The following is a 1,070-nucleotide window of genomic DNA, read 5'->3' as shown; positions in this document are numbered from 1 at the left end:
TTAAATAATATATCTGCTCTTTGCATTTGATTAGTAGTCCATTTACTTGGATCCATAGTTAGTAGATATCTACTTCTTATAAGTAGTTGCTTAGCTGTATCTCCATTATCAAATTCTATTGGAATAAATTGTTTACCTTCTTTTTTAGCTTGTAGGATTAAGTTGTTTTCAATATCTGAAGCATTCCAACGTTCTTGTATTCTAATATCTTGTAATGCTTCATTTACTAGTTTCTGTACATGAAAACGATCTGTTACTTGTGTTGCATTAACAAAGCACTTCGTAACAATTTTTTTCATAGAATTTGCCATATCAAGTGTTATCTCCTTAACTTTAGATCTTGTCTTAGAGGAGATTGTAAGAAGCTTCTCTATAATAGGCTCTACTTTAGTGCCAGAAAAAATTGCTACTATACTTCCTTGCTTTCCTCTACTATATTTGTTTGTAATAATTGTATAGAGCTCACCTTTTGACAAAGCTGTTTCGTCTATTGATAGTTTAGGACCTATGTTTTCAGGAAAAAGAAGATAGTCTTTAGCGTGTTCTTTATGTTCCCAAGCTTGAAAATCACTTAGTGAATCTTTGTATTGGCGTTGTAGTTTTTTACCATCAATATTAAAGAAACCTCCTATTGTATGGCAATCACTTGCCTTAGTATCTATTAATTTCTTTTAAAAAAGAGGCAAACTCATCAGTTAAACGAGTGCCTTTTGCTACTAGATTCCAATCTCTCTGTACTAATTCGCGAGTAGTTTTATCTAACCAACGACGACGCTTGACATGAAGATAAACACTATTTCCTCGTAAAGGAAAATCTTGTATTGTGGTTTCATTATGAAATCCATGACCTATAAGAATACGGTCTTTTGCTTCATCCGGGACTCTATTAAATTCTTCAAAATATAGGTGCATTGTTTCACCTTGTTTTATCGTTTTTACTAAATCAAAATGTTCTACTAAAAACTCAGGTAAAATCATTTTTACAAACTCAATATAGTTTTCCACGGTTATTATTTATTATTACAAAGATCTGTAGTTTTTAATTCACACACAACTTTTGAGATTGATCC

Annotated in this window: 2 protein-coding genes; both read right to left on the bottom strand. The window is 31.4% G+C overall.

Annotation, left to right across the window (positions count from 1 at the left end):
- On the bottom strand, positions 1 to 476 hold a 476-nt coding region (locus GOQ24_RS03945), incomplete at its 3' end, for a transposase (protein WP_160339157.1).
- Positions 477 to 651: 175 nt separating this feature from the next.
- Positions 652 to 1,005, bottom strand: coding sequence for a transposase (locus tag GOQ24_RS03940; RefSeq protein WP_160339156.1), 354 nt, complete (start codon positions 1,003 to 1,005; stop codon positions 652 to 654).
- Positions 1,006 to 1,070: the final 65 nt, after the last annotated feature.

This window comes from Myroides sp. LoEW2-1 (assembly GCF_009767705.1).
In the GTDB taxonomy this organism is placed as follows: domain Bacteria; phylum Bacteroidota; class Bacteroidia; order Flavobacteriales; family Flavobacteriaceae; genus Flavobacterium; species Flavobacterium album_A.
Note: the sequence above shows the minus strand (reverse complement) of the source record. Positions and strands in the feature narration are given on the sequence as shown.